The organism is Streptomyces sp. KLMMK (assembly GCF_036961605.1).
Lineage (GTDB): Bacteria > Actinomycetota > Actinomycetes > Streptomycetales > Streptomycetaceae > Streptomyces > Streptomyces telluris.
This window is the reverse complement of record NZ_JBAMDC010000279.1, coordinates 1-8,743: the sequence shown is the minus strand read 5'-3', so window position 1 is coordinate 8,743 and position 8,743 is coordinate 1. Positions and strand designations below refer to the sequence as shown.

Here is an 8,743-nt window from a genome sequence, read left to right as displayed (position 1 = left end):
TCACCAGGACCCCGTCGCCGAGCTCGGCGGCGACGGCCGCGGACTGACCGTGCGGCAGGGCGAGGAAGACGACGTCGTGCCCGGCGAGGACCTCGGCCGTCGTGGGCTCCAGCACGCGCCCGGCCAGGGGCAGCAGGTGCGGCTGCACGGTGCCGAGCCGCTGGCCCGCGTTGGAGTTCGCGGTGAGGGCACCGATCCGCACGCCGGGGTGCGCGAGCAGCAGGCGCAGCACTTCGCCGCCCGCGTATCCGCTCGCTCCTGCCACTGCCACACGTACTGCCATCGGGCCCCTCCTGGTCGATGGCATGACTATACGAATAAGCGAAGATTTATGCAATGCCACCTATCAGGGCGGGCGCCCGGGAGTCCCGACATCGATCCGGCCGCGCCGACGCCGGCGGGAAACGCCCTCTGACCTGCGGCTTCGCAAGCCATCGCCGGACCCCGGGCCCCGCGATGCCATACATGGCGCCATAAATGGCTCGTAATGGCGCCACACATGCGTCATGATGGCACTCATGGGCAGCGCGCCCCACGGCCCCCGCAGGCCGCGGGGCGCGCGTTTCGTGGGGTGAGCCGTCAAAAGGGGTCGGAATCATGGAGACAGCGCAGAGTCGGCAGCAGGCGGCACCCGGCGCCTTCGGCGCCTTCGCCCGCTTCGTGCTCTGCGGCGGCGGGGTGGGGCTGGCCTCCAGCTTCGCCGTTGCGGCCCTCGCCTCCTGGATTCCCTGGGTCCTGGCCAACGCCCTGATCACCGTGGTCTCCACGCTCCTCGCCACCGAGCTGCACGCCCGCTTCACCTTCGGCGCGGGCGGGCGCGCGACCTGGCGCCAGCATGCGCAGTCGGCCGGGTCCGCGGCGGCCGCGTACGTGGTGACCTGCGTGGCGATGCTCGCCCTGCAGCAGCTGGTGGCGGCACCCGGTGCGGTGCTGGAGCAGGTCGTCTACCTGTCGGCGTCCGCGCTCGCCGGTGTCGCGCGGTTCGCGGTGCTGCGCCTCGTCGTCTTCGCGCGGAACCGCTCGCAGGCCGCGGCCGCCGTCCGCACCACCCACCGCCCTCTGCAGGCGACCGTGGCCCGCGCCTCGGCCCCGTCCGGCACCGCGGCGCTCTGCCGCGCCGCCTGAAGCGCGCGGTCCCGGGCGGGGTGTCAGTGGTTCCGCATACGGTCTGCGCATGGTTGATCAGAAGCCCCCCTTGCCCCCGATCCACGACTTCGCGACCTGGGAGCCCGTACTACGGCTCCTACGGGCCGGCAACGCGCAGGGGCAGGCAGCCCGTTCGGTCCGCGTGGCGGGAAGCATCGGCAGGGGCAGCTGGAGTCTGCCCCTGCAGCGGCGGCTGCCGCCGCCCGGCCGGGCCGCCCGGGCCGAAGACATGCAGGACGAGTTCGACGCGGTGAAGCGGGTGCAGCGCGCGCTGGCGGACGCCGGCGTCGACGGCATCTCCTTCACGGCGGAGATCTCGCCGGCCGGGAAGGCCGCGCTGCGCCTGCTCGGGCCCAGCCCCGCCGTGGAGCCCGGCATCGGCACCCCGCACCCGGGGACGCTCATCCTCGTCGAAGGCGCCCTGCCCGAGCCCTGCCGCCGGCTTCCCGAACCGGCGCCCGGAGCGGTGCCGGCCCCTTCGGCGGATCCCGGACTGCTGGAGCGGACGCTCCGTGAGCGGCTGCCCCGCGCCGTCGGCGCGACGGAGGCGGAGATCGCCGCTGCGGAAGCGCGCCTCGGCATCACCCTGCCCGAGGAGCTCAAGGCGCTCTACCGGGTGACGCGGGCACGGTGGGAGGACCGGGGCGACGACCACGAGGCGGCGCAGCGCGAATGCAGGGCGGTCGGCTGCGAGCTCTTCGCGCTGGACGACCTGTACGTCGCCGACGCGTCGTCCCGTCACTGCCGTTGGGAGTTCGCGGCGATGGAGGCGGTCGTCACGCCGCCCGACGCCGCCGTGCAGGGCCTGGTCGGCTCGCCCGGCTGGATCGTCTTCGGGGACAACGGCGGCGGCGACCGGCTGGCGGTCGACCTGACCCCCGGCCCGCAGGGGCACGTGGGACAGATCATCATGGTCGGTCACGAGGAGAACGTCGGCGCGTCCCTGGTCGCCGATTCGCTCACCGACATGGTGCTGAACCGGCTCAGCGAGCGGCGCGGCGGCTCGGGCGGGGACGGGCCGCCTGTGGTGGCCCACGTGAACATCCGGAGCCTGCCGAGCGTCGAGGCGGCCGCGCATCCCGGCTTGGAGGTGCTGTCCATCGGCGTATGGGACAGGGAGCCGCTCAGTCTCGCTCCGGTCGCCGGACTGCCCCGCCTGCGGACCCTCGCCGCGTACCCCGGCACGCTCGCCGACCCGCTGGAGATCGCCGGGCTGACCGGCCTGGAGTTCCTGGATCTCGGCCCGCAGGAATGGCGCGTCCTCCTCGGCGCCGGAGCCGTCCCGCGCAGCCTGTCGGCCGCCGCCATCAGGGTGCACGGCGACCAGGACCCCCTGGCCGTCGTGGACGTCGCCAACGAGATCCTGGCTCTCTGGGACCGGCCCCGGATCATCCGGACGGTCCTCGAAGGCAGCCTCGGCGCCGTGCCGTAGGGAGGCTGCGGCGGCGGTCCGGCAGGAACGGAACCGCCCCGGCCGGGCGCAGTGCCGGCCGGGGCGGAACGGTTTTCCGTCGCGCGGGCGCGTCAGCCCAGGATCGCCAGAGCCTGGTTGAGCGTCGCCGACGGGCGCATGACGGCCGAGGCCTTCGTCACGTCGGGCTGGTAGTAGCCGCCGATCTCGGCCGGGGAGCCCTGCACCGCGATGAGCTCGTCGACGATGGTCCCCTCCTGCTCGGTGAGCGTCTTGGCCAGGGGGCCGAACGCCTCCGCGAGCTGGGCGTCGTCGGTCTGCTTCGCGAGCTCCTGGGCCCAGTAGAGCGCCAGGTAGAAGTGGCTGCCGCGGTTGTCGATGCCGCCCAGGCGGCGGCTCGGCGACTTGTCCTCGTTGAGGAAGGTGCCGGTGGCGCGGTCGAGCGTGTCCGCCAGGACCTTGGCGCGGGCGTTGCCCGTGGTCGCCGCGAGGTGCTCGAAGCTGGCCGCGAGCGCGAAGAACTCGCCCAGGCTGTCCCAGCGGAGGTAGTTCTCCTTGACGAGCTGCTGCACGTGCTTGGGAGCGGAGCCGCCGGCGCCGGTCTCGAACAGGCCGCCGCCGTTCATGAGCGGGACGACCGAGAGCATCTTCGCGCTCGTGCCGAGCTCCAGGATCGGGAAGAGGTCGGTGAGGTAGTCACGCAGGACGTTGCCGGTGACGGAGATCGTGTCCTCGCCGCGGCGGATGCGCTCCAGCGAGAACTTCGTCGCCTCGACGGGCGACATGATCTCGATCTGCAGGCCCTCGGTGTCGTGCTCCGGCAGGTACGCCTTGACCTTCTCGATGAGCTGCGCGTCGTGCGCGCGGTTCTCGTCGAGCCAGAACACGGCCGGGACGCCGGTCGCGCGGGCGCGGGTGACGGCCAGCTTGACCCAGTCGCGGATCGGCGCGTCCTTGGACTGGCACATGCGGAAGATGTCGCCCGCGCCGACCGCCTGCTCCAGCACGACGTTGCCGGCGCCGTCGAGGACGCGCACCGTACCGGTGGCGGCGACCTCGAAGGTCTTGTCGTGGCTGCCGTACTCCTCGGCCTTCTGCGCCATGAGGCCGACGTTGGGCACGGAGCCCATCGTCGAGGGGTCGAAGGCGCCGTTGGCGCGGCAGTCGTCGAGGACGACCTGGTAGACGCCCGCGTAGCTGCTGTCCGGGAGGACGGCGAGGGTGTCGGCCTCCTGGCCGTCCGGGCCCCACATGTGGCCGGAGGTGCGGATCATGGCCGGCATGGAGGCGTCGACGATGACGTCGCTGGGGACGTGCAGGTTGGTGATGCCCTTGTCGGAGTCGACCATCGCCAGGGCCGGGCCCTCGGCGAGCTCGGCGTCGAAGGAGGCCTTGATCGCGGCGCCCTCGGGCAGGGCCTCCAGGCCCTTGAAGATGCCGCCGAGGCCGTCGTTCGGGGTCAGGCCCGCGGCGGCGAGCTGCTCGCCGTACTGCGCGAACGTCTTCGGGAAGAAGGCGCGGACCACGTGGCCGAAGATGATCGGGTCGGAGACCTTCATCATCGTGGCCTTCAGGTGCACGGAGAACAGCACGCCCTCGGCCTTGGCGCGGGCGACCTGCGCCGTGAGGAACTCGCGCAGCGCGGCGACGCGCATGACGGAGGCGTCGACGACCTCGCCGGCGAGCACGGGGACCGACTCGCGCAGGACCGTGGTGGAGCCGTCGTCACCCGAGAGCTCGATGCGGAGCGTGCCGTCCTCGGCGATGACCGCGGACTTCTCGGTGGAGCGGAAGTCGTCGACGCCCATGGTGGCGACGTTCGTCTTCGAGTCGGCCGTCCAGGCGCCCATGCGGTGCGGGTGCGTCTTGGCGTAGTTCTTGACCGACGCGGGGGCGCGGCGGTCGGAGTTGCCCTCGCGCAGGACGGGGTTGACCGCGCTGCCCTTGACCTTGTCGTAGCGGGCGCGGATGTCGCGCTCCTCGTCGGTCTTCGGGTCGTCCGGGTAGTCCGGCAGCGCGTAGCCCTGCGCCTGCAGCTCGGCGACCGCGGCCTTCAGCTGCGGGATCGAGGCCGAGATGTTGGGCAGCTTGATGATGTTGGCACCCGGCGTCCTGGCCAGCCGGCCGAGCTCGGCGAGCGCGTCGTCGATGCGCTGGCCCTCTTCGAGGTACTCGGGGAACTGCGAGATGATCCGGCCGGCCAGGGAGATGTCGCGGGTCTCCACAGTGACCCCGGCCGTCGAGGCATAGGCCTGGACCACGGGCAGGAACGAGTGCGTGGCCAGGGCCGGCGCCTCGTCGGTGTGCGTGTAAATGATGGTCGAGTCAGTCACCGGGTGCTCCGCTCCACGTCTGTAACATTGCTCGACATCAAGATATCTCGTGGCGGAGCCCCCCTCGACAGGACCCTGGCCACATCTGCGGAACGGGCCCGCCGCCGCGTTCCGGCTGCGGGCCCGGCGCCCCGGGAGCCCCGGGTCAGCTCATTCCGCCGCCCAGGGACTCCAGCAGCTTCCTGAGGCCTGCCGCGAGCGCTTCGCGCTCCTCCTCCGTGAGGGCGGCGAGCAGGCCCTCCGAGGTGGCGAGGTGGTCGGGCAGGGTCTCGTCCACGAGGGCGCGGCCCTCGTCGGTGAGCTCGACGACGACGCTGCGGCCGTCCGAGGCACTGGGCCTGCGGCTCACCAGGCCGCGGGCCTCCAGGCGGTCCAGACGCTGGGTGATCGCTCCCGACGTGACCATCGACGAGCGCATCAGCTCGGCCGGGGTCAGCCGGTGCGGCGCGGCGCTGCGGCGCAGCGTGGCGAGGACGTCGAAGGATGCCGGATCAAGGCCGTGGGCGTTGAAGGTGCGGCCCGTTTCGACGTCGACGAGCCGGGCCAGCCGCTTGAGCCGCCCGAGCACCGCCATCGGGGATACATCCAGGTCAGGGCGTTGCACAGCCCACTGTTCGAGTACGCGGTCGACGTGATCTGCCATCGGGCCAGGGTAGTGGACCGGACGCAACTGTCTTAGCAGTGAGGTACCTCACGCCGCTTCGCCCGCCTCTCCGGCCCCAAAATAGCTTAGCGGTGAGATACATTGCTTTAGTGCTAAGCAATCGAGTCGGAACCCTGCTGCTCACCGCCCTCGCGCCTGCCGTCTGGGGCACCACCTACCTCGTGACCACCGAGCTCCTCCCCCCGGGGCGCCCGCTCCTCGCGGCGGTCGTCCGGGCCCTGCCCGCCGGGCTCGCGCTCGTCGCCGTGACGCGGCGCCTGCCGCAGGGCGTGTGGTGGTGGCGGGCGCTCGTGCTCGGCGCCCTCAACATCGGCGGGTTCTTCGCTCTGCTGTTCGTCGCCGCGTACCGCCTGCCCGGCGGGGTCGCCGCCACCGTCGGCGCGATACAGCCGCTGCTGGTCGCCCTGCTCTCCGCCGGCCTGCTGGGCGAACGGCTCTCCCCCCGTACGCTGATCGCCGCCGTCGCCGGCGTCGCCGGGGTCAGCCTGCTCGTGCTCCGGGCCGAGGCGCGGCTGGACGTCCTCGGGGTCGCCGCCGCGGTCGGCGGAGCGGTCGTCATGGCTGCCGGAATCGTCCTCAGCAAGCGCTGGGTCTCCCCCGCGCCCCTCCTCGCGACCACCGGCTGGCAGCTCGTGGCGGGCGGCCTGCTGCTGCTCCCCGTCACCCTCTTCGCCGAAGGCCTGCCGCCCGCGGCGCCGACCGCCGCGAACCTGGCCGGATACGCCTACCTCGCCGTCATCGGATCCGCCCTCGCCTACAGCCTGTGGTTCCGCGGGATCCGGCTGCTCTCCCCCACCGACGCGACCTTCCTCGGGCTGCTCAGCCCGCTCGTCGCCACGGCGCTGGGATGGCTGATACTCGATCAGGAACTCGGCGTCGTCCAGGGCTTCGGCGCGCTCGTCGTCCTGGTGTCGCTCGTGGTGGCCCAGCTCCGGCGCGGCGCGCCGGGCCCGGCCCGCACGGAACGCCCGGCCCCGAAGGTGCCGGACCCCGAGCCCGCCACCCGGTGACGTCACCGCCCGCCCGTCAAGACCCAGTGATTCCCTTCCGACCAAGGAGCTGACAGCTATGCGCATCACCGTCTTCGGAGCAGCCGGCAACGTGGGCAGCCGCGTCGTGACCGAGGCGCTGTCCCGCGGCCACGAAGTCACCGCCGTCGTACGGGACTCCGCCCGCTTCGGCGAGCTGCCGGCGGGCGCCACCGCCCGCACCGGCGACGCCTCGGACCCCGCGGACGTCGCACGGCTCAGCGCCGGGCAGGACGTCGTGATCACCGCGACCCGCCCCGCGCCCGGCAGCGAGCACCAGCTCCTCGCCGTCACCCAGGGGCTGCTGGCCGGGCTCTCCGGGACCGGCGTCCGGCTGCTGCTCGTCGGCGGCGCCGGCAGCCTGACCCTCCCCGGCACCGACGGCACGACCGTCATCGACGGGCCCGGCTTCCCCGCCGACTGGCGGCCCATAGCCCTGGCCTGCAACGACCAGCTGGCCGCCTGCCGCGCCGCCGAGCACGGCGTGGACTGGGCCTACCTGAGCCCGCCCGCCGTCCTGGAGCCGGGCGAGCGCACCGGCCGCTACCGCCTGGGGAAGGACGAGCTCATCGTGGACGCCGAGGGCAACTCGGCGATCTCCATGGAAGACCTCTCCGTAGCCCTCCTCGACGAGGCCGAGAAGCCGGTGCACCACCGGACGCGGTTCACGGTCGGGTACTGACGACCGCGAAAAGGGTGGCGGACCGGCCCGTGGGAGCCGGTCCGCCACCCTTTTCGTCAGCGGCCCCGCTGCGCGCCCTGCAGGCGTTCCAGTTCGCGGCGGTCGCGTTTGGTGGGGCGGCCCGTGCCGCGGTCGCGGACGGCCGTCGCGGCCACGTGCTCGCGCGGCGGCTCGGGCGGGGTGTTGTCGACGTAGCACTCGGCGGCGACGGGCGCGCCGACCCGCTTGCTGATGAGCCGCGACACCACGACGATGCGCTCCCGCCCGTCGAGGCGCACCCGCACCTCGTCGCCGGGGCGCACCGCCTGGGCGGGCTTGGCGCGCTCGCCGTTGACGCGGACGTGGCCCGCACGGCAGGCGGCACCCGCCGCGGAGCGCGTCTTCGTGAGCCGCACGGACCAGATCCAGCTGTCGACCCGGACCGGCGCGGCGCCCTCGCCTGAAGCAACTACTGAAGCCATGCTCCGACTGTAGGGCCTGTCCGGCGGATCACGACGACTCGCCGGGGCACGGGGACGTCACCCTCCGGGGCATGCGGTCTCGAACGCCGTCCGCAGCCTGCTCACGCCCTCCGCCAGCTCGGCCGTCCCGGCGACCGCCGCGAAGCTCAGCCGCAGGTGCGGGGCCACGGACTCCGCCGGGTGGTACGGACCGCCCGAGGCCACGGCGACGCCGGCGCGCAGCGCGGCCGCGGACAGCGCGGCGTCGTCGGTGCCGTCCGGCAGCCGGGCCCACACGTGGAAGCCCCCGGGCGGGACGAAGTCGACGGATACGGCGGGCAGTTCCCGGTGCAGGGCGGTGAGCAGCGCCTCGCGCCGGACGCGCAGCTCGGCGGCGGTCGTACGCCGGTGCCGGGTCCAGGCGGGCGAGCCGACGAGTTCGAGGGCGGCCTCCTGCAGCGGGCGCGGCACGAAGAAGCTGTCCACGACCTGGACGGCCCGCAGGCGTTCGAGGACGGGCCCGCGGGCGGCGAGGGCCCCCACGCGCAGGCTCGGCGAGGTGGCCTTGGTGAGGGAGCAGACGTGGACGACGATGCCGTCGGGGTCGTCCGCGGCGAGGGCGGGCGGCAGCGGCGGCGCGTCCTCGTGGGCGAGGCGGCGCGCGAAGTCGTCCTCGATGACGAAGGCTCCGGCCTCGCGGGCCACCCGGATCACCTCCGGCCGCCGGTCGTCGGCCAGGACGGCGCCGGTCGGGTTCTGGAACAGCGGCTGGCAGACGAAGACGCGGGCGCCGCTCGTGCGGAACGCCTCCGCGAGCAGGTCGGTGCGCACGCCGCGGGCGTCGGTGGGCACGGGTACGGGCCGCAGCCCGGAGGCGCGCGCGGCGGCGAGCATGCCGGGGTAGGTCGGGGATTCGACGAGGACGGGCGCCCCGGGCGGGGCGAGGGCCCGCAGGGCCGCGGTCAGGGCGCTCTGCCCGCCGGCGGTGATCAGCACTTCGGAGGCGGCGACGGTGCCCGCCGGGCCGCCGATCTCGCGG

The 8,743-nt window shown here is 73.6% G+C and carries 8 protein-coding genes and 1 pseudogene; 4 read left to right on the top strand and 5 right to left on the bottom strand.

Features of this window, described 5'->3' with window-relative positions; translation table 11 throughout:
* Window positions 1-283 (bottom strand): annotated as a pseudogene (locus V7793_RS28050) (N-acetyl-gamma-glutamyl-phosphate reductase); the annotation flags it as partial.
* A gap of 314 nt (window positions 284-597) precedes the next feature.
* On the opposite strand from V7793_RS28050, the gene V7793_RS28045 reads away from it, so the two are divergent.
* Together V7793_RS28045 and V7793_RS28040 are read left to right on the top strand one after the other, a co-directional pair.
* Window positions 598-1,125 carry a hypothetical protein gene (locus V7793_RS28045; RefSeq protein WP_336011400.1) on the top strand — a complete coding sequence of 176 codons (528 nt, stop codon included), beginning with the start codon at window positions 598-600 and terminating at the stop codon, window positions 1,123-1,125.
* Window positions 1,126-1,174: 49 nt separating this feature from the next.
* On the top strand, window positions 1,175-2,578 hold the full coding sequence (locus V7793_RS28040; protein ID WP_336011397.1) for an SMI1/KNR4 family protein: 1,404 nt from the start codon (window positions 1,175-1,177) through the stop codon (window positions 2,576-2,578).
* Window positions 2,579-2,670: 92 nt separating this feature from the next.
* Here the strand turns inward: V7793_RS28040 and V7793_RS28035 are convergent, their stop codons facing one another.
* Together V7793_RS28035 and V7793_RS28030 are read right to left on the bottom strand one after the other, a co-directional pair.
* A complete protein-coding gene (locus V7793_RS28035; RefSeq protein ID WP_336011394.1) occupies window positions 2,671-4,890 on the bottom strand; it encodes an NADP-dependent isocitrate dehydrogenase in 2,220 nt (739 codons plus the stop codon).
* Window positions 4,891-5,035: 145 nt separating this feature from the next.
* Complete coding sequence (locus V7793_RS28030) at window positions 5,036-5,533, bottom strand: MarR family winged helix-turn-helix transcriptional regulator (RefSeq protein WP_336011393.1); 498 nt, start codon at window positions 5,531-5,533, stop codon at window positions 5,036-5,038.
* Between the two features lie 110 nt (window positions 5,534-5,643).
* Between V7793_RS28030 and V7793_RS28025 the strand changes: the two genes are divergently transcribed.
* Both V7793_RS28025 and V7793_RS28020 read left to right on the top strand, forming a co-directional pair.
* A complete protein-coding gene (locus V7793_RS28025; RefSeq protein WP_336011391.1) occupies window positions 5,644-6,564 on the top strand; it encodes an EamA family transporter in 921 nt (306 codons plus the stop codon).
* Window positions 6,565-6,622: 58 nt separating this feature from the next.
* Window positions 6,623-7,264 carry an NAD(P)-dependent oxidoreductase gene (locus tag V7793_RS28020; protein ID WP_336011388.1) on the top strand — a complete coding sequence of 214 codons (642 nt, stop codon included), beginning with the start codon at window positions 6,623-6,625 and terminating at the stop codon, window positions 7,262-7,264.
* A gap of 56 nt (window positions 7,265-7,320) precedes the next feature.
* Here the strand turns inward: V7793_RS28020 and V7793_RS28015 are convergent, their stop codons facing one another.
* Window positions 7,321-7,725, bottom strand: coding sequence for an RNA-binding S4 domain-containing protein (locus V7793_RS28015; protein WP_336011387.1), 405 nt, complete (start codon window positions 7,723-7,725; stop codon window positions 7,321-7,323).
* A 57-nt stretch (window positions 7,726-7,782) separates the two neighbouring features.
* Window positions 7,783-8,743, bottom strand: a 961-nt coding sequence (locus V7793_RS28010; RefSeq protein WP_336011385.1) for an aminotransferase-like domain-containing protein, incomplete at its 5' end; no start/stop codon positions are given.